The sequence below is a fragment of the Tumebacillus sp. BK434 genome (assembly GCF_004340785.1).
Lineage (GTDB): Bacteria > Bacillota > Bacilli > Tumebacillales > Tumebacillaceae > Tumebacillus_A.
In genome coordinates this window covers 1-25,937 of sequence record NZ_SLXS01000010.1, presented here as the reverse complement: position 1 = coordinate 25,937, position 25,937 = coordinate 1, and the positions used below count along the sequence as shown (strand labels likewise).

The window sequence follows — 25,937 nt, the reverse complement described above, 5'->3', positions numbered from 1 at the left end:
GCTTGCGCGTACCTCAAGCTTTCCACCTTTCGCCTGTGCCATGCAAAAATTGGATCGCCTACAGAAAAATGCCGCCCGGGCTCCCCCGAACGGCATCGATCCACGCTCTGCTATACCTGATACCCTGCCACCGTTTCACGCAACTCCGCGGCCGTGTCGGCCAGCAGCGCCGATGACCCGGCGATCTCATCCATCGAAGCGGTCTGCTCCTCGATGCAGGCGGCGATGTTCTCCGTGCTGCCCACCGTGCGCCGCGATGCGGCCTGCAGGTCTTCCACTCCGGACATCAGATCCTGCCAGGAGACGGCCAGCCGTTCATTCTCCTGCGTGATCGCTTCCAGATGCGCCGCCATCTCTTCAGATGCCGCCGCGATCTCATCAAACACCTGCTCCACGGTGCCGAACGCCTGCAGCCCTTCCTCCAGATCGCGCGTATGCTTGCCCCGGTTGTGCACAATGGTCTGGATCTCTTCGCGAATGTCATGCGTGATGCTGGCGATGTCGGCTGTCGACCGCACAGCATGTTCGGCCAACTTCCGCACTTCCCCGGCGACGACAGCAAAGCCCCGCCCCGACTCGCCCGCCCTTGCCGCTTCGATCGCTGCGTTCAACGCCAGCAGGTTGGTCTGGTCGGCAATGTCGGTGATCATCTTCAAGATCTTCTCGATCTGCGCCGACTTCACCGCCAACTGGTCAATCACCTTGTTGTTCACCTGCGTGTTCTCATGGATCACTTGCATCTTGCTCGTTGCCGACGTCACAATTCCGCGCCCTGCGGTGACCATCTTCCCGGAGTGCTCCGTCGACAGCGCCGACTCTCTCGCGCTGGCCGCGATCTCCTCCACCCTCCCGGCCAGCCCCGTCATCATTCGGCTCATCGCAGTCAGTTGCGCATCCGACGCGGACGACAGATTGGACACCTCCTGCGTTTCATCGGCGATCTGATGGTTGGCGACCCGCACCTGCTCCGTCGTATGCTTCAGGTTTGACGAAGCGAGCTGGAACTTGTCAACCGCCCCCGTCACCCGTTGGACCGTGCCTTGCAGCGTCTGCAGCATCGCATTGGCCGAATCGGCCAATGCCCCGATCTCATCCTGTGCGGTGACCGGCAGGCGGCGCGTCAGATCTCCATTCCCTTTTGAGATCGACAAAAGCGCTTCCTTCAGCAGCTGCAACCGCCGGAACTGGCGCGACACCACCACAAACAGCACGACGGCGATGACCAGCAGCCCGGCTGCCGTCGCCCCGACCGTCACCCACTGGATCGAGGTCAAAAGCTCATTCGATAACGCCAGCACCACTCCTTGCCCGTTCGAGAGCGCAGCAAAAAAGTACGTCACCTTCGTCCCCTGATAATCGCTTGACAAAAACGCTGTCTGCCCGTTTTGCAACGCCTCGCCCAACTTGCCCAGCAACTCCGCCGGCAGCTGACCAACCTGTCCGTCGCTCGCCGCTTCGACCTTGCCGTCCGCCCCGACGACCGCAGCAAACAAGATCTGGTCGCCGAGCTGATTTTTGATCTGGGCGATGACCGGGCCTGCGCCGACCTCCGCTTCCAGCTCCATCAGCCGCGCCCCGTCCCGGCCGACCTGCACGATCTGCGGCGACTGCCAGCCGGTGACGCCTACAAACTTGTACACTTTGTCGTCGATCGTGCGCACCTGCGCCGGCTGCGTGACCGTCTCGCGCTTCCCGGTGATCAGATCCATAAACTCATACGCCTGCGCCTGCTTGTCCAAGCCAAAATCAAACTCGACCTTCGGCGCCATGTTCGTCAAGACCGTCTTGCCCGTGCCGTCTGTCACCCAGAACTCATCCAGCCCGGAGCGCCGGGCCAGCTCCTCAAGCTCTGCATAGCTCGTGCCTTTCGCCACCAGGTTGGACAACAGCACGGCCTGCCCGACCATCTCCCGCTCCATCACTTCCTCCGCCGTCTGGCGGGCGAGCCGCGCATTTTCGATGCTCATCCGCACCGTCTCCGTCATCGCAAAGCCTTGACGCTGCAGGCTGTCGGCCGTCCGCACATAGATCCAAGACGACATCACGCCCATGACGAGCGTCATCACCAGCAGCATCGGCCAGATGATTTTATACTTGATCGACATTTTGCCAAACACAGTGGCTCCTCCATTCCGAGTACCTTGATCTGCTGGTACTATTCGCCAAATAGGAAGAAAGTCCTTTTACGAGATAACTGCTTTCTTACAGTGAAAATAGACCCTTTCTGCGCCGGAAAGGGTCTCTTTTGTCTGCTAGCGGGGGATGATCGGCAGGAGGATGGCCGACGGATGCTCCGCGGTGTGATAAATTCTCTGCTCCGCCGTCACCATCTCGGCCGTCTTGCCGAGCGGCGCGCCGGTGTTCAGGTTGCGGTCGTATTTCGGAAAGGCGCTGGACGCGATCTCGATGCGGATCTGATGGCCTTTTTTGAACAGATGCGAGGTGTTCCAGCAGTCCACTTCATAGCGGTAGATCCGGCCCGGCTCGATCAGCGACATCGTCTCCATCCCGTCGCGAAACCGCGCCCGCACCATGCCGTCTGTCAGGCGCTGAACAAATCCGTTCGGCCAGACATCGAGCAGTTTGGCCATAAAATCGGTGTCGACCGCGCTGGAAGCGGCAAACAGCTCCATCTTGACCGGCCCGGTCACTTCTACGTCTTCTGTCAACACCTCCGTGGAGTAGACCAGCACATCGCGCCGCTCCTCCACCTGCGCATAGTCGTCCGGCCCGCCGATCTGCGCTGAAGTCGGTTCGGTCAGAAACGGAACAGGATCGGCCGGATCATACAGATACGTGTCGGCCGGCGCTTCCCCGCCCCCTTCACGCGGCGCTGCTTGCGACAGCACGCCGTCACCGAAGCGCGAGTTGGCCCCGTTTTGGCTATGCAGATAGAACTTCGTCCACGCGGTGCGGGCCAGGGGAAACTCCTGCTCTTCGCGCCACTTGTTTTCCCCCATCACGAACAACCGTACCGGCGCTTCTTCGTTTAGCCCGTTCGGCTCCCCTTTCAGCCAATGGTTGAAAAATCGCACATGATACCCGCGCAGATCGATCAGCGCATCCGGGCCGAAATCAAGCTCGCCAAGCGTCGTCGACGCGTTGATGCGGTGCGGCCACGGCCCCATGATCATCTTCTGGCTCCGGCGGGCCTGCTCCGTTTTCGCCCGCTGTGTCATCCCGGCAAAATTGAGCGGGGTGCCGACCTGCTCATCGTCGTACCAGCCGGAGATATGCAGCACCGGCAAATCGAGCTCCGCAAAGCGGTGCTGATAGCAGATCTCCTTCCACCACGCATCGAGCCCTTGATGCTCCATCTCTTCGCGCCAATGCGGCAGGTCGCGCCCGGTCAGCTCATCCATCGTCACGAGCGGCAGATGGGAGTAGATGCTGTCCCAGTCCACCACGTCGACGTTTTGCATCAGGCGCCCGCTGGTCATGTACAGCCAGCACAGGTGCTGCGGCGTGGTGATGCCGGTCGGCCATTCCACAAACGGGTCGGACGGCGTCACCGAGACGGACATCGCCTGCAGGCTCGGCGGCTGCATGAGCGCGGTCAGCCACTGGATGCGACCCAGATACGAGCCGCCCATCGTGCCGACCGCGCCGGTGCACCAGTCCTGCGCCGCCGCCCATTCGATCGTGTCATAGCCGTCGACCGCTTCGTGGCGGTACGGCACGAACACCCCGTCCGAATCGCCGCGCCCCCGCACATCCACATACAGCACGGCAAACCCGTGCTCCGCATAATAAGTAGCCGTCTCGTGAATGATGTCGGTATTGATCAGGTAGGGCGTGCGCACGACGATCGCCGGATGCTGCCCCGCTCCAAGCGGTCGGTACAGATCGGCCGCCAATGTCACCCCGTCACGCATCGGAATCCGCAAGCCGCGTCGAATCTGAATCTCCATCTCGCTCAACCTCCTCAGTCTTTGATCAAGATCTTTGATAACGTATTATTACGACAAGGCGCGCAACTGTCCTTGCACCAGCGTCAACTTCGCAGCTGCAAGTTCCCGATCCTCCGGCCGCGAGTGCGGATTGTCGAGCTTTTCGGCCAGGCGCGACAGCTCCAGCTGCAAGATCATCCGCTGTTCCTGACGCTGCAGGTCCTCCGGCGTATAGCGGCGGCGTTCCTGATGCTCCTGCCACGCCTGCCAGCCGCCTGCAAAGTGTGTCACCCGCCCCGGCGTAAACAGGAGCAGCTGTGTCGCCAGCCGCTGCACCATGTAGCGGTCGTGCGAGACGAGCAGCAGCGTGCCGGGGAAGTTTTGCAGCGCCTGCTCGACCCGCTGGCGGGCCGGGATGTCGAGATAGTTGGTCGGCTCGTCGAGCACCAGCACATTCGCCCCGGAGAAGTACAGCTTCACAAACGCCACCCGGCATTTCTCACCTTGGCTCAGTGTCCCAACCTTCTTGAACACCGCTTCCCCGCGGAACATGAATCCGGCCAGCACCGTCCGCGCTTCCGTCTGGGTCAGCGTCTCCAGCTCCAGCACTTCCTCGAGGATCGAGTTCTCCGGGTTGAGTCGCTCCACTTCTTGCCCGAAATAGCCGATCCGCACTTGCGGGCTGACGTTGACCGTGCCGGCCGCCGGGACCAGCTCGCCGGTCAGAACTTTCAGCAGCGTGCTTTTCCCGATCCCGTTCGGCCCGAGCAGCGCGATCCGCTCCCCGCGCTCCACCGCAAAATTCACCTCTTCGTACAGCGTCCGCCCGCCAAAGCGCACCGCCATATCCTCGACCAGAAACAGCCGGTTGCCGAGTTTCTCGGAGCTGTTGAACGACAGCTGGATCGACTGCGCCTCTTTGGGCTGCTCCACTCGCGCCGCCTGCAGCCGCTCCAACTGCTTTTCCTTGTTGCGCATGCGGCTGATGTGACCTTTCGTCCGCTTTTTGTTGCCGCCGCCGGCATTGTGCGCCCGGATGTACCACGTTTTGTACATCCCGATCAGCTCTTCCAAGTGCTGCATCTCCACCTGCTGCTTCTGGTACAGCGCCTGCTGCGTGCGGCGCTCCAGCTCCTTTTGCTCCTGATACGCCGAGTAATTGCCCGGATACGATCTGAGCTGCCTCGGACTCAGTTCCAAAATGCGCGTGGCGGTGCGATCCAGAAAGTAGCGGTCATGCGACACCGTCACCACCGTGCCCGCAAAGCCGCGGATCACCGCTTCCAGCCAATCCATCGTCTCTGCATCCAAATGGTTGGTCGGCTCATCGAGCAGCAGCACTTGCGGTTCACCGAGCAAAAGTTTCGCCAGCTGCGCCCGCGTCTTTTGCCCGCCGCTGGCCGCCGTAAGCTCCGTCTCCCAGACCTCAGGTGCCACCCCCGCTTCCTTCAGCACCCGCTCCAGCTCACTGTCGAACGTATAGCCGCCCAGCTCTTCATAGCGCTCCTGCAGCGTTCCATAGCGTGACACAAGCTCTTCAGCCGTTATTTCCCGAGAAATATCTTTCGACATCCTGGTCTCAATTTGTCTCATCTCACGTTCCACCGCCAGCAGTTCCGGCCGTGCCCCGCGCACATATTCGCGCACCGTCTCGCCGTCGCGCAACTGTATCTGCTGCGTCAACAGCCCGACGCGCTGCCGGTCCAGCTGCGGGTCCCACACGACCGCCCCGTCGTCCGGCGTCTCTTCCCCGGTCAACATTTTCAGCAGCGTGGTTTTCCCCACCCCGTTCGGCCCGACGATCGCCACCTTTTCGCCCCAGGCGATCGCCGCATCCAGTTGCTCAAACACCGTCCGCGTCACGAACATCTTTTTCAAATCGTTGATCTTGACAACTAACATCGTGAATCCCTCCCGATTCGAAGGGCACCCACACAAAAAAGCCGCAGTCAGCAAACGCGACCACGGCTTCCAACATCCGATCCCATTCCCCATTTCCGCATACCGAAATAAGCCAATGCATGCGAATGGCGCATCAATCGTTTGTCTACATGGGTCCACTTCGAGAGTCTCGTGACAGGGCACACCTGTCCCGCTCTCGCAGCTCAGCAGCCGCGTTTGAATTCTACTCACCGATTCAATTGGTGATCGTCGAATTGCAAACTTAGTAGATCATGTAGAATCTTGATGCCACCTTTCAGAAATATAGGAATGTTTGACAACACAAGTATATGCCAAACGCTTACAACTTGGCAACCCATTCCAGCAGCTCAGCCAGAATCACATCCTGCTCCGGCTCGTTGAACAGCTCGTGGTAGCAATCTCCATAGCAGAGGAACTTGTTGTTCTCCCGCTCGGGAAGCGTTCGGAAAAACGGCTCCGCTTCCTCCGGCGCGACGATTCGGTCCGCTCCGGCCTGCAGCAACAGGATCGGAACGGCGATCTTGCCCGCCTCGCGTTTGGCCAATTCCATCGCGCGCTGGATCTCCGCGTACCAGCGGGCGCTGACCACACCGCCGCAAAGCGGGTCGAGCTCATACTGTGCGACGACCTCTTGGTTTCGGGTCAGGTACGCCGTGCTGATCCCGCTAGGCATGCGCAATTTCGGTATCGCGCGGTCGAGGACTTTGGCGATCTGGCGCTTCCAGGCAGGGATCTCCACCGCCACGCGCAATAGCGGCGAGGACAGCGCCGCCCCGATGATCCGCTCCCGCTGTGCGCCGTACTCCTGCAGGTAGCGCACGGCGACCAATCCGCCCATGCTGTGCCCGATCATCACCACGCGCCCCGCTGCTCCGGCCACCCGCTCCGCCTCGCGCACCCAACCGTCCACCGCTTCCAGATAGTCGCCGAAGCGGTCGATATGCCCGTGCAGCCCCTTGGAACGGCCAAATCCTGGCAGGTCGCCGCTGATCACATCGATACCGCCCGCGTTCAATGTTTCGATCACATGCCGATAGCGGGCGCTGTGATCGGAAGCGCCATGAATCAGCACCGCCGCAAGCCCCGTCGATTGCCCCGCCTTGAAGACTTCCGTATGAATCGCTTGCACCAAATTCGCCTCCCTTTGTTCTGCTTGATGTCCAACTCCCATATACTCGCATCAAAATGGTCGGAAAGGGGGAGCAGCTTTGGAAGACAAAATGTTTTACATGATCCGAGACGCCGTCGGGATGGCAGGAAGCTTGGCAGAACTGGTCGGCATCATCTTCCTGTTCACCCAATTCCGCCGACCGTCTGCACCACAACCGAAACCGAAGATCCCGGTAAAACGCCGTCCCACCCGTCCTGCAGCCACCCGCACCTACGAGATCCGTTCCTATGATGCTTAAGCAGCGCTCAAGCCGCCCGCTCCACGCTGGCGGTTTCTTTCTGTACTTACAACCTATTTCGTGCCTCGTCAGGCCTTTCCTCTTCCCGCAAAAAAAGAGAGAGCGCTATGTATGCACTCTCTCACTTCATCTCAGCCAGTACCTTTTGATCGACCAAAATAATGTGGCGTTTCTTCACATCGATCCAGCCGTTGGCTTTAAATTCGTTCAAAATCTTGCTCGTCGTTTCCCGCGTCGAGCCGATCAGCGACGCGATGTCTTCATGCGTCAATTTGATTCCGATCTGCACGCCGCCGTCCACGCGTTCGCCGTGAATGTCGGCCAGCTTCAGCAGCAGGCGGGCCAGACGGGTCTGCACATCGTAAAACACGAGATGCTCGATCTGCTCCTGCGCCTCATTCAAGCGATGTTCGACGATCTGGGCCAGCTTCAGCGACACAGACGGATTGCGCATCGCGATCTTTTCGAATTCCTTTTTATCGATGGCGCAAATCTGCGCATCATCCAGCACCTCTGCAAAATTGCGGCGCGGTTCATCTGCAAACAGCGCGTTTTCACCAAACACATCGCCCGGCTCCAAAATGACCAAGGTGAAATGTTTGCCCGTTTCCGACAGACGCGAGATGCGCACACGCCCTGATTTCAACATATATACCTGATTGCCCGGGTCATCCGGCGTGAAAATATACTCGCGCTTTGGAATCACAGTCGGCTGACTGCCTCGCCCCAGCATATCCAGTTCATCTTCAGTCAGATCTTTGAACAGGTCATATTGTCCGAGGTAGCAGATTGCACATTCGCTCATAGAACTGCCCTCCCCATTCGCCAGTGTGATCGTATCGTGTTACTTCCCTTTATAAAGTAACACAGATGCGTACTCCTCGCAACGAGAAAATCACGCAACCGATCAGAAAAAAGACCGCTGTCCGCGATCTTTGGCCGTCGTTACTGATGTGACGGTTTCGTGCTGACAATGCCCGCTGCGCGGGCGATCTCCCTAAGCACATCCGCTTTCATCTGCTCCTGCATCATCCGCGCCTGTACGATCACCCGCCCGCGGTCATGCGCCACATAGCGCGGCGGCAGAGCGTTGAGCGTGACAGCCAGGATGTCATTTTTGCAAAGCTCGCAGGGGCAGGAAACGTTCAGATAGTGCCACTGCTCGTCCAGCACCTCTTCCACGATCTGTTCCATCAAATTGGTGACTTTCATCTCCGCGCACCTCACTATACTGATATTAAAAAACAACTTATCGCAATTTATAATCATTCTGCGCCATTCCCCGAACTTCCTGCCTGAACATGCAAAAAAGACCCTGTCCAGGGTCTCTTGCAGATCGCATATTAAAACTTCTCCGGCGCTTCTTTCCATTTTCTCAACAGTTCGAGGTCCGTTTCCGACACATAGCCGGACTCCACCGCGGTCGGCAGCAAGGCCGAGTAATTGGTCAGCGTGTCAAATTGGCACTCGGCAGCCGCAAAGTTGTCTTCCGCTTTTTGGAACTCGTAAGTGAAGATCGCCGCCACACCCAGCACTTCGCCGCCCGCTTCGCGCACCGCCGTCACGCCTTCGAGCACCGAACCGCCCGTCGAGATCAGGTCTTCGATGATCACGACTTTTTTACCGGCCGGAAGCGACCCTTCCACCTGATTGCCCTTGCCATGCTTTTTCGCCGAGGAGCGGATATAGACCATCGGTTTGTTCAGCTTCTGCGCCACAAACGCCGCATGGGCGATCCCGCCGGTCGCCATGCCCGCGATGATGTCCACGTCGCCGTATTTCTCCTGAATCAGCTCCGCAAATCCTTCCGCGATCAGATCGCGCACTTCCGGGTAGGACAAGGTCAGCCGGTTGTCGCAGTAGATCGGCGAGCGCATTCCGGACGCCCAGATGAACGGGTCGTTCGGGCGCAGGAACACCGCTTGAATGTCGAGCAAAGCTTTCGAGATTTTGTTCGCTGTCGTCGTGGTCATCTAAGTTTCCCCCTCGAAATGTGTCGCTTATACTTCCTCCAGAATGCGCAAGGCGGCCGCTTTCGGATCGTCCGCATGTGTGATCGCACGCCCGATCACCAGATAGTGCGCACCGGCCTGCAGCGCTTCCTTCGGCGTCATGATCCTTTTTTGGTCGTTGCTCGCCGCCCAGGTCGGCCGGATGCCCGGGATCACCGTCAAGAAGTCGTCTCCGCAGGCGCTCTTGATCGCCGCGATCTCGTGTCCCGACGCCACCACGCCGTCCAGTCCGGCCTGTTGCGCCAGTGTCGCGTAGTGGAGGACCGAGCTTTGCACATCGCCCGGCACGCCGATCTCGTCGTTGAGCATCCCTTGCGACGTCGAAGTCAGCTGTGTCACGCCGATCAGCTTCGGCACGGCGATGCCCATCTGTTCTGCCCGTCTGACCGCCGCTGCCTTGGCGCGCTGCATCATTTCTACACCGCCGGCGCAATGCACGTTAAACATGTACACGCCGTGTTGCGTCACCGAGTCGGACGCGCCGGCCACCGTGTTCGGGATGTCGTGAAACTTGCAGTCCATAAACACTTGAAAGCCCATGTCATGCAAGCGGTGCAAGATCTGCGGCCCGCTGTTGAAAAAGAGCTGCAGCCCGACTTTCATCGTCCTGATCGTGTCGCCGAGCCGCTCCGCCATGCGCAGCGCATCGTCCATGTTGTCATAGTCGAGAGCGACAAAGATCCGTTCTTGCGGCTGAAGTGCCATGTTCATCACGCCAGCTCCTTCCACGCTGCGCCTTGCAGATCGCGCACGCGCGCCACGCCGTTTTCCGCACAATACGCGCGCATCTCGTCGATGATCTCCGGGCAGGCCATCGGGTTTACAAAATTGGCCGTGCCAACCGCCACCGCCGCCGCACCCGCCATCATGAACTCGATCGCATCCTCCCCGGTCATGATGCCGCCCATGCCGATCAGCGGAATCTGCACCGCCTGCGCCACCTGATAGGTCATGCGCACCGCGACCGGCTTCACCGCCGGGCCGGACAAGCCGCCGATGCCGTTGGCGATCAACGGGCGTCGCTTGTTCAGGTCGATCGACATGCCGACCAGCGTGTTGATCAGCGAGATCGCATCCGCCCCGGCGTCTTCCACCGCTTTCGCCATCCCCACGATGTCGGCCACGTTCGGCGACAGTTTGACGATCACCGGCACCTTCGACACGCGCTTGATCTCGCGGGTCACATGTGCCGCCTGCTGCGGATCGGTGCCAAACTGAATCCCGCCGCACTTTACGTTCGGGCAGGAGATGTTGACTTCGATCGCATCGACGTCTTCGCTGTCCATCAAGCGCTCCGTGACGGCCACATAGTCTTCCACCGTCGTGCCGGCGACGTTGACGATCACCGGAATGTCATACTTGCGCAGGTGCGGCAGTTCCTCGGCGATGATCTTTTCCACGCCCGGGTTCTGCAGCCCGATCGCATTGAGCATCCCGCCCGGCGTTTCCGCCACGCGCGGGGTCGGATTGCCGAGGCGCGGTTCGAGCGTCGTCGCTTTCACCGTGATCGCCCCGAGCAGGCTCAAGTCGTAAAAGTCGGCAAACTCCTTGCCAAACGCAAAGCAGCCGGATGCCGGCATCACCGGATTTTTCAGTTTCAAGGAGCCGATTTCCACAGAAAGATCGACGTTTGCTGTCATCACAAAACCACCTCCGGCGCCGGGAACACGGGCCCTTCTTTGCACACTTTTTTATACCCGACCGTGCCGTCCTCCAGCACGCACGAAGTAACGCAGGCCATGCAGGCGCCGATGCCGCAGCCCATGCGCTCTTCGAGCGACAGGTAGCCTTCGACTTTGCCTTTCATCTTCTCCTGCACCGCGCGCAGCATCGGCGTCGGCCCGCAGGCGTAAAAGCGGTCGGCCGAAGCGAGGAGTTGATCGGTCATGTAATCGGTGACGAACCCCTGCTTGCCGAGCGTCCCGTCGTTGGTCGCGACCAGCACTTCGCCAAACACGTTCAGCTCATCGATCAGGATCGCCACCTGCTCCGTCTGGAAACCGACGATCGACGTGACCCGCACTCCTTGGCGGGTCAGCTGTTCGGCCAGCTCCAGCATCGGCGGCACGCCGATCCCGCCGCCGACGAGCAGGACATGTTCGTCGCCGTCGTGCAGCGGAAACCCTTTGCCAAGCGGTCCGAGCACGTCCAGCGTGTCGCCAGGGCGTTTCGCCTGCAAGAGCCGGGTGCCTTTGCCGCCGACACGGTAGGCGATGCCGATGCCCGCTTTGTCCCCCAGCACCTTGCAGAGGGAGATGGGCCGGCGGAGCAGATGATCCACTCCGTCGGTCACGCGGATGTGCAGAAACTGGCCCGGGGAAAAGTCGAGGTTCTCCGGCGCTTCAAACACCATCCACATCATGTTGCTGGCGATTGCTTTGTGTTCGAGAATCGTAAGCCGTGCCATGTGTCCCAGCCCCCTTTTGTTAGTTCTGCCCTTTGCCGAGCGGCACGGTCGAGAAGCGGATCGACTGCAGCACGTCGAGCATCGCCTGCGCCGTATCAAGCGAGGTCAGGCACGGAATGCCGTGTTCGACCGATTCGCGGCGGATGCGGAACCCGTCACGGGAGGTGTCTCTGCCGTGGGTCAGCGTGTTGATCACCATGTCGGCTTTGCCTTGGCGCAGCAGGTCGACGAGGTTCGGCGAGCCTTCCGCCAGTTTTTTGACTTCGGTGACCGCCGAGATGCCTTGGGCACGCAGGAGCGCCGCCGTGCCTTTGGTCGCCAGGAAGCGGAAGCCGAGGTTAGCGTAGCCCTTGAGAATCGGCAGCGCCTCTTCCTTGTCTTTGTCGGCGATCGTCGCGATGATCGTGCCGTGCTCCGGGATGTCGATGCCGCCGGCGAGCAGGCCTTTGTACAGCGCTTTGGCGAACGTGCGCTCCTGCCCCATCACTTCACCGGTCGATTTCATCTCCGGGCCGAGCGTGACGTCGACGCGGCGCAGTTTGGCGAAGGAGAAGACCGGCACCTTGACGGCGACCATGTCCTGCGGCTCCGGCCAGAGTCCGTTTTGGTACCCTTGTTCGGTCAGCGACTTGCCGAAGATGATCTGGGTCGCCACGTCGACCATCGGCACCCCGGTCACTTTGGAGAGGAACGGCACGGTGCGGGAGGAGCGCGGGTTGACTTCGATCACGTACACCTTGTCTTTGGAGACCACGTATTGAATGTTCAGGAGCCCTTTGACGTTCAGGGCGCGGGCGATCTTCGTCGTGTATTCGATGATCGTCTCTTTCAGGTGCGAGTAGAGCTTTTGCGTCGGATACACGGCGATCGAGTCACCGGAGTGAACCCCTGCGCGCTCGACGTGCTCCATGATGCCCGGGATCAGCACCGTCTCGCCGTCGGCGATGGCGTCGACTTCGATCTCAAGGCCGGTCAGGTAGCGGTCAACGAGCACCGGGTGCTCAGAGTTGACTTTTACCGCGTGCTTCATGTAGTGCAGCAGGTCCTGCTCGGTGTAGACGATCTCCATTGCGCGTCCGCCGAGGACGTAGGACGGGCGCACCACGACCGGGTAGCCGGTTTCGTTCGCCGCCTGCACCGCCGCTTCGACGGTAAAGACCGTCTTGCCTTGCGGGCGCGGGATGTCGAGGTCGGTGAGCAGCTGGTCGAATTTCTCGCGGTCTTCCGCGCGGTCGATGTCGGCAAGCTGGGTGCCGAGGATTTTCACACCGCGCTTGGCGAGCGGTGCGGCGAGGTTGATCGCCGTCTGTCCGCCGAACTGGACGATCACGCCTTCCGGCTGTTCGCGGTCGATGACATGCATGACGTCTTCGATGTGCAGGGGCTCGAAATACAAGCGGTCGGACGTCGAGAAGTCGGTGGAAACGGTCTCCGGGTTGTTGTTGATGATGATCGACTCGTACCCGGCGTCTTTCAACCCCCACACCGCGTGGACGGAGCAGTAGTCAAACTCGATGCCCTGGCCGATGCGGATCGGGCCGGAGCCGAGCACGACGACTTTTTTGTGGTTCGATTCGGCCACTTCGTCTTCCGTCTCGTAGGCGGAGTAGTAGTACGGCGTCTCGGCGTCGAACTCGGCGGCGCAAGTATCGACCATCTTGAACACCGGGCGCAGGCCGAGCGCTTGGCGCGTGCCGTACACCTCGTCCTCCGACGTCTGTGCATAGCGGGCGATCGTCGAGTCGGTGATGCTCCATTTCTTCGCTTTGCGCAAGTTCGCTTCGGTCAGGCCTTCCGCGCCGATCGTTTGCAGCAGGCGGACGATGCCTTCCACTTTCACCAGGAACCATTCGTCGATTTTGGTCAGGTCGTGCAGCTGCTCCACCGTGTAGCCGCGCTTGAAAGCTTCGGCGAGCAGGAAGAGGCGTTCATCGTCCGCAGCGACGAGGCGTTTCTCCAGTGACTCCTGATCGAGTTCGTCTGCACCCGGCAGGTCGAGCGAGTCGAGACCGATCTCCAGCGACCGCACCGCTTTCATCAGCGATGCTTCAAAGGAGCGCTCGATCGCCATCACTTCGCCGGTCGCTTTCATCTGCGTGCCGAGCACGCGCTTGGCGGAGACGAACTTGTCGAACGGCCAGCGCGGGATCTTGGTGACGATGTAGTCGAGCGCCGGTTCGAAGCAGGCGTAGGTCTGCTTGGTGACCGGGTTGACGATCTCGTCGAGGGTGTAACCGATGGCGATCTTCGCCGCGATCTTGGCGATCGGGTAGCCGGTCGCTTTCGATGCCAGCGCCGAGGAGCGGGAGACACGCGGGTTGACTTCGATCAGGTAGTACTGGAAGGAGTCCGGGTCGAGCGCGAACTGTACGTTGCAGCCACCTTCGATGCCGAGCGCGCGGATGATCTTCAAGGCCGAGGCGCGCAGCATCTGGTACTCATGGTCGGACAGCGTTTGCGACGGCGCCACGACGATCGAGTCGCCGGTGTGGATGCCGACCGGATCGAAGTTCTCCATGTTGCAGACGACGATGCAGTTGTCGTTTTTGTCGCGCATCACTTCATATTCCACTTCTTTGAAGCCGGCGATCGAACGCTCGACGAGCACCTGCGAGATCGGCGAGAGCTGGAGGCCGAGGTTGACGATCTCTTCGTATTCCGCCCAGTCCTTGGCGATCCCGCCGCCGGTGCCGCCCAAGGTGTATGCCGGGCGGATGATGATCGGGAAGCCGATCTCTTCGGCGAACTGCTTCGCACCTTCGTAGGTGTTGACGATCTCCGACTCCGGCACCGGTTCGCCAAGCTCATGCATCAGGGAGCGGAACTCTTCGCGGTCTTCCGCCTGCTTGATCGAGGAGAGCGCGGTGCCGAGCAGTTCGACGCCTTCTTGTTCCAGCACGCCCAGCTCGTGGAGTTTGACCGCCATGTTCAGGCCGGTTTGGCCGCCGAGCGTGGCGAGCAGACCGTCCGGTTTTTCCTGGCGGATGATCTGGGCGACAAATTCCGGGGTCAGCGGCTCGACGTATACTTTGTCGGCCGTTTCGATGTCGGTCATGATCGTCGCCGGGTTGGAGTTGACGAGCACGACGCTGATCCCTTCTTCGCGCAGGGCGTGGCAGGCTTGGGTGCCTGCATAGTCAAACTCTGCAGCTTGTCCGATGACGATCGGACCGGAACCGATGACGAGAATTTTCTTGAGGTCTGTACGCAGCGGCATGGTTTATTTCCCCTCCCAGTGTGCTTCAATCATCTCCATGAAACGGTCAAACAGGTAGTCGGAGTCGTCAGGACCCGGACGCGCCTCCGGATGGTACTGAACAGAGAAGACCGGATGTTCGGTGTGGCGCACGCCTTCGACCGAACCGTCGTTTTGGTTGATGTGCGTCAGTTCCAGGCCGGTGCCTTCCAGCGACTCGGCTACGACCACATAGCCGTGGTTTTGCGACGTGATGTAGCAGCGGCCGTTGAGCAGGTCTTTGACCGGGTGGTTGGCGCCGCGGTGGCCGAATTTCAGGCGGTCGGTCTTCGCTCCGCAAGCCAGCGAGATCAGCTGATGACCAAGGCAGATGCCGAAGATCGGGACTTGGCCGATCAGTTGGCGTACCGTTTCGATGATGTCGTTCAGGTCGGCCGGGTCGCCAGGGCCGTTGGAGAGCATCACGCCATGCGGCTTCCAGCCGAGGATCTCTTCCGCCGGCGTGTCGGCCGGCACGACCGTCACATCACAGCCGCGGGCGACGAGCGAGCGCAGCACGCCCGATTTCATCCCGAAGTCCATCGCGACGATGCGGCGGTTTTTACCCGGGCTGCGGTAGGTCGATTTGGTGGTGACACGGGCCACTTGGTCACGCGGCAGGAGGTGCGGCGTATTCAGCTTGGCCACATACTCCTCCACCGTGTCCTCAAGCGTGGTGATCACGCCGCCCATCGTGCCTTTGACACGGATCTTTTTGGTCAGCATGCGGGTGTCGATGCCTTGGATACCGAGGATGTTGTGCTTCTTCAGGTACTCATCGAGGCTGCCCATGTTGCGCCAATTGCTCGGGTGTTCCGACCACTCGCGCACCACGAAGCCGCGCACGTGCGGATGGTTCGATTCGATGTCGTCAACATTGACCCCGTAGTTGCCGATCAGCGGATAGGTCATCGTCACGATCTGCCCGTAGTAGGACGGGTCGGTCAGCACCTCTTGATAGCCGGTCATGCCGGTGTTGAACACCACTTCGCCAAACGACTCGCCGGCCGCGCCAAACGCGGTGCCTTCAAATACCGTTCCGTCTTCTAAGATCAGCCTTGCTCGCATTCGCTTCTCCACCCTTCTTTTGTCTCATGCTCTGGTTGGTTTGCTCTGGTTGGTATGTTCTGGTCGGTCTGCTTGCTCGGTTCGCTGCTTCGTCTAGTGGTTCTGGTAGGTGATGCGACCCTGGTTGATCGTCAGCACGCTCCATCCTTTGACCTTTTTGCCGAGGAACGGCGTGTTGCGTCCTTTGGTCTTCAGTTCTGCCGCTGCGATCTCGCGCTCTTCCTCCAGATCGACGACGGTCAGGTCGGCCACTTTGCCCGCTTCGAGGCTGCCGCGGTCGATTTTGAACACGTTCGCCGGGTTCACCGTGAACTTCTGCACCAGTTCATGCAGCGGCAGGGTGCCTTGCTGCACCAGTTCGGTGTAGAGGAGCGGGAAGGCGATCTCAAGGCCAATGAAGCCAAATGGCGCGGTGGCAAACGGGCGTTGTTTTTCCTCTTCGGTGTGCGGCGCATGGTCGGTCGCCACCATGTCGATCGTGCCGTCGAGCAGCCCTTGCAGGCAGGCCAGGCGGTCCTTTTCCGAGCGGAGCGGCGGGTTGACTTTCATGTTGGCGTCACGGCCGTCCGTCCGGTCGATGATCTCTTCGGTCAGCAGCAGATGGTGCGGGGTGACTTCGGTCGTCACCTTCAAGCCGCGGCTTTTGGCCCAGCGCACCAGTTCGACCGAAGCGGCGTCGGAGATGTGGCAGACGTGCAGGTGTGCGCCGGTGTCTTCTGCAAGCAGGATGTCACGGGCGATCATCGCGCTTTCTGCCAGCCCGGGGATGCCCGGCAGGCCGAGGCGCTTGGAGACGACGCCTTCGTTCATGCAGCCGTCTTTGGCGAGGTCTTCATCTTCGGAGTGGATGACCACCGGCAGATCGAGCGCCGCAGCGACGCGCATCGCTTCGCGCATCAAGGAGGAGGACTGCACGCCGACGCCGTCGTCGGTGATGCCGAGCGCGCCAGCCGCTTTCAAAGCGGCGATGTCGGTCAGCTCTTCGCCCAGCTCCCCTTTGGTGATCGCGCCGTACGGGAGGACGGTGCAGGAGCCTTCCTTTGCGGTCGTCTCATACACGTAGCGGATCAGTTCCGGCGAGTCGATCACCGGGCGGGTGTTCGGCATGCAAGCCACGGTGGTGAACCCGCCTCGTGCCGCCGCCGCCGTGCCGGTCTCAATCGTCTCTTTCGCTGCAAAGCCCGGCTCGCGCAGATGCACGTGCATGTCGAGGAAGCCCGGCAGGATCACGTTGCCGTTCAGGTCGATCACTTCATGGCCGGCCGCATCGATGCGCTCCGCCACCTCAGCGATGATCTCCCCTTCGATACGCAGTTCGCGCGCTTCCAGCTCACCCGTTTTCAAGTTCAGCAGTCGTCCGTTTTTCAGTAGCAGTCCCATCGTCATCCTCCTCTGTATGTCCAGGCTTGGTTAGCCCATCACTTTTGCCAATGCTTCCAGTTCCGCTTCCGCCTGTTTCCCGCCGAGGCAGTAGGCGAGCAAGGCCATGCGGATGTAGACGCCGTTTTTCGCTTGGCGGAAGTAGGCCGCGCGCGGGTCAGCATCCACTTCCGGCAGAATCTCGCCGGCGCGGGGCAGCGGATGCAGGATGATCGCGTTTGGCTTCATCAGATCGAGTACCGTTTGGTCGATCACATATTTGCCTGCCGCTTTCAGATATTCTTCACCGCTCGGGAAGCGCTCTTTCTGGATCCGCGTCATGTACAGCACGTCCACTTTTTCCGCCACTTGCTGCAGATCGCTTTCTTCGAAGTAGGTGACGCCTTGCTGATCGAGATAGTCTTTGACTTTTTGCGGAATCGGGCAATTCTCCGGCGCGACGAAGGAGATCGTCACGTTCTGGTAGCGGGCGAGCATGTAGGAAAGGGAGTGTACGGTGCGCCCATAGGTCAGGTCGCCGACCATCGCGATGTGCAGGTTGTCGATCGTGCCCAACTCTTTTTGGATCGTGAACAGGTCGAGCAGAGATTGGGTCGGATGTTCGCCTGCGCCGTCGCCGGCGTTGAGCACCGGCACGTCGGCCACTTTCGCCGCGCGGGTCGCGGCGCCGACTTCATTGTGGCGCAGCACGATCACATCGGCGTACGACGAGATCACCCGGATCGAATCTTCGAGCGTCTCCCCTTTGATCGCCGAGGAGAACTGGGCCGCATTTTCGGTGGAGACCACCTTGCCGCCTAAGCGCAGCATCGCCGATTCAAACGAAAGGCGGGTGCGCGTGCTGGGCTCGAAGAACAGAGCCGCCATGATCTTGCCGTTTAAAACGTTCGAACCGCCGTTGGCAGCGGTATATTCCATAATCTCCGCCATGCGGAACAGATGATCCAATTGGTTGCGGTCAAATTGATAAGCACTGAGCACGTGGTACATGTCGGCTACCTCCCGGTTTCTTCTCACAAAAAAGACTCCCATTGCTTGGCATTTCGCTTCGGCAAGGGAGTCCCGCAGACAGAGTAAACTACACGTCCGACAGAACAGACCTTACCAATCTCTCGTATTGGTTTAAAGGTGCTGTGAAGGCACAGAACGTTTCTATTTTCACCTATTTACTTGTTTTGATCCTTCGGCGTCTCTGCCTGTACCGCGCCGTCATTGTTGATGTTTTTCGGCAGGATCAGGTTGAGCAGGATGCCGGCGAACGTCGCCAGCGCCATCCCTTCGATCGGCAGCTCGCCAATGTGGATCTTCGCGCCGCCCACCCCGAGCACGAGGATGACGGAGGAGATGATCAGGTTGCGTTTGTTGCCATAGTTGATGCCGCTTTCGACCAGCATGCGCAGTCCGGCCGAAGCGATGATCCCGAAGAGCAGGATCGAGATGCCGCCCATGACCGGGACGGGAATCGTCGAGATCAGTGCGTTGACTTTGCCGTTGAAGGCGAAGAGGATCGCGAACACCGCCGCGCCGCCGATCACCCAGACCGAGTAGACGCGGGTAATCGCCATGACACCGATGTTCTCGCCATATGTGGTGGACGGCGGACCGCCCAGCGCACCTGCGATCGCCGTGGCGACGCCGTCACCGAGCATCGAACGGTGCAGGCCCGGCTTTTTCATCAGGTTGCGGCCGACGATGTTCTCGGTGACCAGCAGGTGGCCGATGTGTTCGGCGATCGTGACCAGCGCGACCGGCGCGATCAACAGCGCTGCCGTCCAAGACACTTTCGGCGTTTGGAATTCCGGCATGGCGACGAGGCTTGCTTCCGCCACTTTCGAGAAGTCGATCATGCCTTGCGTCGCCGCGAAGATGTAGCCGCCGATGATGCCGAGCAGAATCGGGATCACCCCGAGAAACCCGCGGAAGAACGCGGAGGCGATGATCGCGATGATCAGGGCGACAAAAGCGACCATCCAGTTTTCCGAAGCCATGTTGACCGCCGTACCGGCGAGTCCGAGACCGATAACGATGACGATCGAACCGACGACGACCGGCGGCAGCAGCTTGTTCAGCCAGTCGATGCCGACCCCTTTGATGATCAAAGCGACGATGATGTACACGATCCCGGAGATCAGGCAGCCGAACAGGGCGGCTTCCGGACTTTCCGCTTTCGACACCGCGATGATCGGCGCGATGAAGGCGAAGGACGATCCGAGATAGCCCGGAATCATGCCTTTGGTCAGGAAGATGTAGATCAAGGTGCCGATCCCGCTCGTGAGGAGCGCGATCGCCGGATTCAGTCCGGTCAGAAACGGCACCAGCACCGTCGCGCCAAACATGGCGAAGAGATGCTGCAGGCTAAGCGGAATCGATTGCAAGAGCGGCAGTTGCTCGTGGACATCGACAACTCGTTGTTGACTCATGATGTATACCCCCCAGATGACAAACCCCTCGATCCCTTGGTAACAAAAAACCTCTCCGCAGCGTTCCGGAGAGGGCGTGTTCGGGCAGGGCACAGCCAGGGTGCGGCAGGGCCTGTCCAAAGCATCCCACTCTTTCGCGCCTCACGGGACCCGGTTAAAGAGTGCTTGCTTTTTCCATGATGATGACTTTGTCTACTTGCTCCGTTTCCGCCAGGTTCACCGCTACGACTTCGTCGCGGGAGGTCGGAACGTTTTTGCCCACATAGTCGGGGCGGATCGGCAGTTCGCGGTGTCCGCGGTCGACCAGCACGGCCAGTTGGATCTGTGTCGGCCGCCCGATGTCGATCAAGGCGTCGAGCGCAGCGCGGACCGTGCGTCCGGTGAAAAGCACATCGTCGACCAGCACCACTTTCTTATCGGTGATGTCAAACGGAATCTCCGAGCCGTGCACCACCGCCTCTTCCGTGCGCTGTTTGAGATCGTCACGGTACAAGGTGATGTCGAGCGTCCCGACCGGCACCGTTTGATCCTCAAATGCCTGGATGCGCTCGGCGAGCCGTTTGGCGAGGTGGATGCCGCGCGTTTTGATGCCGATGATCACCAGATCTTCTGTGCCTTTGTTTTTCTCGACGATTTCATGGGCGATGCGGGTCAGAGCCCGGCGGATCGCTTCCGCATCGAGCAACTGCGTTTTTTCGGTCAGTTCCATCGTGGCCCCTCCAGTCTCACACAGTCTTGCGGGTATGGCTTGTTTGCTAGTGTCCCCAAGTCGACAAAAAAGGCTTCTTCCCTGGATGGAAGAAGCCTACTGCTTATGCGCACAGTTGTGTTGCAGAGACCTGAGATGCTCGCAAGCATCCGGACTCTGCGCCGACTCCTTACCGACCTCACAGGATCAGTTTAAAGGACTTATTCAGTTCTATTGAAGGATAACAATATTCGCGAGACTCGTCAAGCCTGTTGTCGCAAAAAGTCGATCAGGCGCGTCATCTCTTCCGGAATATCGGTCGAGAACTCCAGATACTCCTCGGTGCGCGGATGCACAAAGCCGAGCACTTGGGCATGCAGCGCCTGGCCATCGATGATGTCGCCGAATTTATTGCGCTTTTGGTTGCCGTATTTCGGGTCGCCGACCAGCGGATGCCCGATGAAGTCCATATGGACACGAATCTGGTGGGTGCGGCCCGTCTCCAGCTTCAACTCGACGACCGTATGCTTCTCCAGCCGCTCGATGACTTGGAAATGCGTCACCGCTTCGCGGCCGCCTTCACGGATCACCGCCATCTGCTGGCGATGCACCGGATGACGTCCGATCGGGGCATCGACCGTGCCGAGATCATGTTCGATCACGCCGTGGACGACGGCGATGTATTTGCGGGTCACGGAGTGCTCTTTGAGCTGCGCGGACAGGTGGCGGTGCGCCAGGTCATTTTTTGCCGCCATCAGAAGGCCGGACGTGTCTTTGTCGATCCGGTGCACGATGCCCGGACGCACTTCGCCATTGATGCCCGACAAGTCCTTGCAGTGGAACAGGAGGGCGTTCACAAGCGTGCCGCTGGCATGTCCCGCCGCCGGGTGCACAACCATGCCGCGCGCCTTGTTGACGACGATCACATCCTGGTCCTCATAGCGCACGTCGAGCGGAATGTCTTCCGCGACCAAAGCCACTTCTGCCGGCTCGGGCAGGTCGAGCGTGATCACGTCGCCTGCGCGCACCTTGTAGTTCGGTTTCGACTTGCTGCCGTTGACGAGGATCGCTTCCTCTTCGATCAGCTCCTGCACCTGCGTCCGGGACAGTTCGCTCACCCAGCCGGTCAAGAGCTTGTCGATGCGCTCGCCTGCCTCCTCGCCGATCGTCCACGACATCGTGTCGCGTTCGGCGAACTCATCATCCGTCCCGTTCAGTTCCGTTTGCACATTCTCTTCCATCAGGCATCTCCCTTCCTGCTGACTTTCTTGCTCGTCCGCACCCATTCCAACAACATCGACAGGATCATCAAACCAACCCCGAGATTGATCGCGATGTCAGCGATGTTGAAGATCGCAAATTTCGTGAACTGCAGGTCAAAAAAGTCGGTCACCGCGCCAAAAACCACGCGGTCGATCGCATTGCCGATCGCGCCGCCGACGAGCAGAGCGACGCCCGTCTCCATCAGCGGCCGGCCTTTGAATTCACCTTTGGCCCGGAAATAGATCACCCCGACGATCACAGCCACCACGCTCAGGATGAAGAACCACTGCTGTCCTTCCATGATCCCGAATGCAGCGCCAGTATTGCGGTGCGACGTCAGGTTGATCACGCCTTCCCACAGCGGAACCGACTCGGTCACTTGCATATTCGTGCGTATGTAATATTTCATCACTTGATCGAGGACCACCACAAGAGCGATCAGCAGATAAAACAGCATCTTGTCACCTCTAAAAGGCAAAAAAGCCCGTTTTTTGCTTGCCCATTGTAGCACATTCCCTTTCACTTTACCATGCTCCGCTGGCTTTGATTTCAAACAAAAATATTTTTCTGAGCATACGGAATATTAACACTGCGCAACTTGTAAAATTACACCGAGTTCGATATTTAATACACATAATGACATTAATAAAAGATGGGTGGTCATGACAATGAAGAAAAAAGCATGGGCTGTCCTCGCGCTGTCCGCAGCGCTGACGGTCACCTCGACCGCGAGTTTTGCAGCCGCAGAGAAAAAACCCGATTCGAGCGACAGCAAGAACATCGAGAAAATGGTCGACAGCAACAAAAACAAAGTGTTTGATGACCTCGAATCACTGCTCACAAGCAAAGCGTCAAACGAGGAGATCAACGTCATCGTACGCCTGAACGAAAAATTTGCCGCACACAAGCTGAACAAACTCAAAGACGAAATTGGCACCTTCAAAACCAAACACACCTATGAGCATGCCTACCAAGGATTTGCAGCTGCTTTGACCAAGTCACAGATCGAGAAACTGCAAAAACATCCCCTGATCGAATCGATTCAATATGATGCGCCGGTGCATAAGACGATGAACACAGCGCCCGACTCTTTCGGTTCACGCCAAGCCGGGATCGACTTTGGCCTGACCGGGGACCGCGACGGCAACGAGACTTCCTATTCCAGCACGGACGTCGTGGTGGCCGTCATCGACACCGGGATTGACGGCACCCATGTCGACCTCGACGGCGGCAAAATTCTCGCCTTTCGAGACTTTGTCGGTCCGACTCCGAACCCGGCACCCTATGACGATGACGGGCACGGCACCCACGTCTCCGGCATCATCGCCGGCACCGGGGAAGGCAATTCCGGATACAAAGGCGTGGCGCCTGGCGCCGGCCTGGTCGGAATCAAAGTGCTCGACGGCAACGGCAGCGGCACCATGGCCGATGTTGACGCCGGGATCAACTGGGCAATCGCTAACAAAAACACGTACGGCATCAAAGTGATCAACCTGTCGCTTGGCACCTCCGGTTCTTCCGATGGCAATGACTCCACGTCACAAGCGATCGACAACGCCGTGGCCAACGGTCTTGTCGCCGTCATCGCTGCCGGCAATTCCGGGCCGCGCAAGTCGACGATCGGTTCGCCGGGTGCGGCGCGTGAAGCGATCACCGTCGGGGCGTTTGCCGATGTTGGCGAACGCGGGTTTAACGTGACTTCCTTCTCCTCGCGCGGCCCGACTGCAGATGGGCGGGTCAAGCCGGACATCATGGCCCCCGGATACAACATCATGGCACCGCGGGCGAACTCGACCAACCAATACGTCTCCTACAGCGGCACTTCGATGGCAACGCCGTTTACAGCCGGTGTGGCAGCGCTGATGTTTGATGCCAACTACGCGCTGACGCCGGTCGACATCAAAAACAAGCTGATCACCACCGCACAGGACTGGGGCGTGACCGGGCAAGACGTCGACTACGGCTGGGGACGCCTGCAAGCGTATGAAGCGATCAAGTCGGCCGGCGGCTATACGGGAACCGGTCCGAGCGTGCCGAACCATCAGTTCTGGTCGGGCAATCTGACAGCGAAAGGCCAATCGCAATCCTACACGTTCAATGTGACTTCAACGGCGACACCGATCGCCCTCACCCTGCTTATGCCGAACTGGACCAGTTCTTCGACGCCCGACTTCGACCTCTACCTAACCAATCCGTCCGGCACGCAGGTCGGCTCCTCGCTGAGCACCTCGCGTCAGGAGACGATCACCTTCCAGCCGACTGTGACCGGCACGTACACCGTCCGCGTGTACTCTTATAACGGCACTGGCGCGTACCATCTCGATGGATCGTTCAAGTAACGGCCAAAAAGCTCTGTGCCAATTGCGGCACAGAGCTTTTTTCTCAGCCTTCGTCAGCTTCTCTCCACGCCCGGCGGTACGCATCATTGTGCACGTATTGCGGGTCCGAAACGGGATTGCCTTCGATGTCGGTGATCGTGAAGCCTTCAATATCCTCAACATAGCCGAGGCGTTCATCGGCATGGAGGTAACATTCGTTCGGGTGCAGGGCGTCCGGGTTTTCATCATTGGTCGCAGCCGTTCCATAGCGGGCCACGTCCTGCCAGGCGTCCTCCCCGTCATAGCCGTTGTAGTCTTCATCATTGTGATCCATAAACGAGCGTCCAAAGCCCGGGTACAGGAAGTTTTCTTCGACCGGACGATTCGCTGAGATCTCTTGTTCGTCCAACTCCTCTTGGCAGCGCACGCAATGCTTCGCAGCCGCATTGGCTTCCAGACGCCCGTATGGAATGACTGCGCCGCACTGTGCGCACGTGCCGTATGTGCCGTCCTCCATCCGTTCGAGCGCATCGTCGATCTCGTCGATGCGCAAACTATCCGCGTCACGCAACGCCAGATCTTTCCCTCTTTCAAACACTTCCGATCCGAGGTCGGCCGGATGGTTGTCATAGTGAGACAGTTCGCCGGTCGAATCCATCAGCGATTCCTGCAGCTGATAGGTATCGTGATTGTCCAACCGGTCGCGAATGTCAGACATCTCTTCTTCAAGTTGGGAACGCAACTGTCGAATTTGATCGTTGGTGAGATTCATCATCTGAGTCCCCTCCTGTTCAGACAGATTTTGCGGCGTGTGTGCAAGGTTATCGCATGTACGGGTTATTCAGATTCGATTGCACAATGCGAACGAGTTCAGCAATATAGTCCCCGATCAGAGGCAAGCCCAACAGTTGCAATTTCTGTAACAGGTAGACCAAAGTGGCACCGATCACGGAAAACCCGACGCCCAATCCGACACCGCGTGCAATACCGCCCAGCAGACTATAGAACATCATCCGCCTTGGCCTGAGGAGCATACTCACGTAGTCGGCAAAGTTCGCCTTTTCCATATGAATGGCTAGCCGCTCGATCTGTTCGCTCAACACACTCACCTTATCTTCCAGCGTGATCTGTTTCAGTTCCTGCACCACGCGTTCCGTGCGGCGCGTATTGCCCAGCGGATGCTTGTTCGCCATGTCGATCCCTCCTGCTTATCGCTACTATTCCCGCAAGCCTGCCGCTCCATGTTGAGAGATTGATGGAAGCAGGCACAGAATTGTCAAAGATTCGCACTGTGACGCCTTGAGGGAGTGCTTTTATCAGGTGTATGATGAAAAATAGAATTGATGACCGTATGTCCATCTGCTGGTTAGAGAGGAGTCTGTCAGGTGCGCCGACAAACCATACGTTCCCTGGCATCCATCATGATCTGGGTCGGGGGCGTTGAACTTTTTGCAAGTTTTTTGACCAAAATGCTGTTTGATTACGTGATTCCCTTTTCGCAGGTGTTTATCGCCATGCTCTTGATCGGATTCGCTACATGGATCATCTCCACCGCTTTTTTCCGTCCCTAATGATGAATGCAAAAAGACTCGATCCGAATGGATCGAGTCTTTTTTCATCTGGTGCGGTCAAGAGGACTTGAACCTCCACGGGGTTGCCCCCACAAGAACCTGAATCTTGCGCGTCTGCCAATTCCGCCATGACCGCATGTGAAGATGGTGCCGATGACAGGACTCAAACCTGCGACCTATCGATTACGAATCGATTGCTCTATCAACTGAGCTACATCGGCATCTGGGGTTGTGTTCCCCAAAAACTGAATAGCGAGTGTGTGAGTCAAAGAATACTTAGGATAAGCCCTCGACCGATTAGTACTGGTCAGCTGCACGCCTCGCGGCGCTTCCACCTCCAGCCTATCAACCTT

General features: G+C 59.1%; 23 protein-coding genes and 2 tRNA genes. 3 read left to right on the top strand and 22 right to left on the bottom strand.

Annotated elements, in window-relative coordinates; translation table 11 throughout:
* Positions 1-110: 110 nt before the first annotated feature.
* The 4 genes from EV586_RS18350 to EV586_RS18335 form a co-directional block, all read right to left on the bottom strand.
* Positions 111-2,117, bottom strand: a complete 2,007-nt coding sequence (locus EV586_RS18350; RefSeq protein WP_132946540.1) for a methyl-accepting chemotaxis protein — start codon at positions 2,115-2,117, stop codon at positions 111-113.
* 135 nt (positions 2,118-2,252) lie between these two features.
* Positions 2,253-3,911, bottom strand: coding sequence for a CocE/NonD family hydrolase (locus tag EV586_RS18345; RefSeq protein WP_132946539.1), 1,659 nt, complete (start codon positions 3,909-3,911; stop codon positions 2,253-2,255).
* 48 nt (positions 3,912-3,959) lie between these two features.
* On the bottom strand, positions 3,960-5,792 hold the full coding sequence (gene abc-f / locus EV586_RS18340; RefSeq protein ID WP_165898695.1) for a ribosomal protection-like ABC-F family protein: 1,833 nt from the start codon (positions 5,790-5,792) through the stop codon (positions 3,960-3,962).
* Between the two features lie 340 nt (positions 5,793-6,132).
* Entirely contained in the window at positions 6,133-6,942 is an 810-nt protein-coding gene (locus EV586_RS18335) for an alpha/beta hydrolase (protein ID WP_165898694.1), read from the bottom strand.
* Between the two features lie 79 nt (positions 6,943-7,021).
* Between EV586_RS18335 and EV586_RS18330 the strand changes: the two genes are divergently transcribed.
* A complete protein-coding gene (locus EV586_RS18330; protein ID WP_132946536.1) occupies positions 7,022-7,222 on the top strand; it encodes a hypothetical protein in 201 nt (66 codons plus the stop codon).
* Between the two features lie 121 nt (positions 7,223-7,343).
* On the opposite strand, the gene EV586_RS18325 is transcribed toward EV586_RS18330, so the two are convergent.
* The 14 genes from EV586_RS18325 to lspA form a co-directional block, all read right to left on the bottom strand.
* Complete coding sequence (locus EV586_RS18325) at positions 7,344-8,027, bottom strand: Crp/Fnr family transcriptional regulator (RefSeq protein ID WP_132946535.1); 684 nt, start codon at positions 8,025-8,027, stop codon at positions 7,344-7,346.
* A gap of 140 nt (positions 8,028-8,167) precedes the next feature.
* Positions 8,168-8,434, bottom strand: a complete 267-nt coding sequence (locus tag EV586_RS21255; RefSeq protein ID WP_165898693.1) for a late competence development ComFB family protein — start codon at positions 8,432-8,434, stop codon at positions 8,168-8,170.
* A 131-nt stretch (positions 8,435-8,565) separates the two neighbouring features.
* Positions 8,566-9,195, bottom strand: a complete 630-nt coding sequence (pyrE, locus tag EV586_RS18315) for an orotate phosphoribosyltransferase (protein ID WP_132946533.1) — start codon at positions 9,193-9,195, stop codon at positions 8,566-8,568.
* Positions 9,196-9,222: 27 nt separating this feature from the next.
* A complete protein-coding gene (pyrF, locus tag EV586_RS18310; protein ID WP_132946532.1) occupies positions 9,223-9,945 on the bottom strand; it encodes an orotidine-5'-phosphate decarboxylase in 723 nt (240 codons plus the stop codon).
* Positions 9,945-10,874, bottom strand: a complete 930-nt coding sequence (locus tag EV586_RS18305) for a dihydroorotate dehydrogenase (protein WP_132946531.1) — start codon at positions 10,872-10,874, stop codon at positions 9,945-9,947. Before EV586_RS18305 ends, pyrF begins: the two co-directional genes overlap by 1 nt.
* On the bottom strand, positions 10,874-11,641 hold the full coding sequence (locus tag EV586_RS18300) for a dihydroorotate dehydrogenase electron transfer subunit (RefSeq protein WP_132946530.1): 768 nt from the start codon (positions 11,639-11,641) through the stop codon (positions 10,874-10,876). The genes EV586_RS18305 and EV586_RS18300 overlap by 1 nt, the downstream gene beginning before the upstream one ends.
* Before the next feature lie 19 nt (positions 11,642-11,660).
* Positions 11,661-14,858: a carbamoyl-phosphate synthase large subunit gene (gene carB, locus EV586_RS18295; protein WP_132946529.1), complete on the bottom strand. Its 3,198-nt coding sequence runs from the start codon at positions 14,856-14,858 to the stop codon at positions 11,661-11,663.
* 3 nt (positions 14,859-14,861) lie between these two features.
* Complete coding sequence (gene carA, locus EV586_RS18290; RefSeq protein ID WP_132946528.1) at positions 14,862-15,944, bottom strand: glutamine-hydrolyzing carbamoyl-phosphate synthase small subunit; 1,083 nt, start codon at positions 15,942-15,944, stop codon at positions 14,862-14,864.
* Positions 15,945-16,037: 93 nt separating this feature from the next.
* Positions 16,038-17,324: a dihydroorotase gene (locus tag EV586_RS18285; protein WP_132946527.1), complete on the bottom strand. Its 1,287-nt coding sequence runs from the start codon at positions 17,322-17,324 to the stop codon at positions 16,038-16,040.
* Positions 17,325-17,354: 30 nt separating this feature from the next.
* Entirely contained in the window at positions 17,355-18,314 is a 960-nt protein-coding gene (gene pyrB / locus EV586_RS18280; protein WP_132946526.1) for an aspartate carbamoyltransferase, read from the bottom strand.
* Positions 18,315-18,490: 176 nt separating this feature from the next.
* Complete coding sequence (uraA, locus tag EV586_RS18275; RefSeq protein WP_132946525.1) at positions 18,491-19,744, bottom strand: uracil permease; 1,254 nt, start codon at positions 19,742-19,744, stop codon at positions 18,491-18,493.
* Positions 19,745-19,898: 154 nt separating this feature from the next.
* Positions 19,899-20,453, bottom strand: a complete 555-nt coding sequence (gene pyrR, locus EV586_RS18270; protein WP_132946524.1) for a bifunctional pyr operon transcriptional regulator/uracil phosphoribosyltransferase PyrR — start codon at positions 20,451-20,453, stop codon at positions 19,899-19,901.
* Positions 20,454-20,695: 242 nt separating this feature from the next.
* On the bottom strand, positions 20,696-21,673 hold the full coding sequence (locus tag EV586_RS18265; protein WP_132946523.1) for an RluA family pseudouridine synthase: 978 nt from the start codon (positions 21,671-21,673) through the stop codon (positions 20,696-20,698).
* Positions 21,673-22,152 (bottom strand): signal peptidase II, encoded by a 480-nt coding sequence (gene lspA / locus EV586_RS18260; protein WP_243653087.1) that lies wholly within the window; start codon positions 22,150-22,152, stop codon positions 21,673-21,675. Before lspA ends, EV586_RS18265 begins: the two co-directional genes overlap by 1 nt.
* 211 nt (positions 22,153-22,363) lie before the next feature.
* On the opposite strand from lspA, the gene EV586_RS18255 reads away from it, so the two are divergent.
* The gene (locus tag EV586_RS18255; protein WP_207893941.1) at positions 22,364-24,034 is read left to right on the top strand and encodes a S8 family serine peptidase; all 1,671 of its coding nucleotides are present in this window, start codon (positions 22,364-22,366) and stop codon (positions 24,032-24,034) included.
* 43 nt (positions 24,035-24,077) lie between these two features.
* On the opposite strand, the gene EV586_RS18250 is transcribed toward EV586_RS18255, so the two are convergent.
* Both EV586_RS18250 and EV586_RS18245 read right to left on the bottom strand, forming a co-directional pair.
* Positions 24,078-24,788 carry a TraR/DksA C4-type zinc finger protein gene (locus EV586_RS18250; protein WP_132946521.1) on the bottom strand — a complete coding sequence of 237 codons (711 nt, stop codon included), beginning with the start codon at positions 24,786-24,788 and terminating at the stop codon, positions 24,078-24,080.
* A 46-nt stretch (positions 24,789-24,834) separates the two neighbouring features.
* Positions 24,835-25,206: a DUF5665 domain-containing protein gene (locus EV586_RS18245; RefSeq protein WP_243653086.1), complete on the bottom strand. Its 372-nt coding sequence runs from the start codon at positions 25,204-25,206 to the stop codon at positions 24,835-24,837.
* Positions 25,207-25,398: 192 nt separating this feature from the next.
* Between EV586_RS18245 and EV586_RS18240 the strand changes: the two genes are divergently transcribed.
* Complete coding sequence (locus EV586_RS18240; RefSeq protein ID WP_087457695.1) at positions 25,399-25,584, top strand: hypothetical protein; 186 nt, start codon at positions 25,399-25,401, stop codon at positions 25,582-25,584.
* Between the two features lie 49 nt (positions 25,585-25,633).
* On the opposite strand, the gene EV586_RS18235 is transcribed toward EV586_RS18240, so the two are convergent.
* Both EV586_RS18235 and EV586_RS18230 read right to left on the bottom strand, forming a co-directional pair.
* Positions 25,634-25,720: transfer RNA gene (locus EV586_RS18235), tRNA-Leu, on the bottom strand.
* 9 nt (positions 25,721-25,729) lie between these two features.
* Positions 25,730-25,805 (bottom strand) — tRNA-Thr (locus EV586_RS18230).
* Positions 25,806-25,937 lie beyond the last annotated feature (132 nt).